Annotated in this window: 1 pseudogene; it reads right to left on the bottom strand. The window is 66.8% G+C overall.

Annotated features, from left to right (window positions below):
- Nucleotides 1-223, bottom strand: a pseudogene (locus MOV74_RS41400) (NAD(P)(+) transhydrogenase (Re/Si-specific) subunit alpha); the annotation flags it as partial.

Raw genomic sequence — 223 nt, 5'->3', positions numbered from 1 at the left:
CTCGATGAAGGAGAACAGATTGCGTGCGTAGAGGCTGGAGGCCGAGGCCGCGACGCGGCCGGCGACGTTGGTGTAGCCGACGATCTTGATGCCATCGAGGTCGACGACCTCGCCCGGCTTCGCACCCTCGACATTGCCGCCGCGCTCGACGGCGAGATCGACCAGCACCGAGCCCGGCTTCATCGACTTGACCATGTCGGCACTGACCAGCTTCGGCGCCGGC

This window comes from Bradyrhizobium sp. SHOUNA76 (genome assembly GCF_023006445.1).
Lineage (GTDB): Bacteria > Pseudomonadota > Alphaproteobacteria > Rhizobiales > Xanthobacteraceae > Bradyrhizobium.
This window is presented reverse-complemented; position numbering and strand designations above follow the sequence as displayed.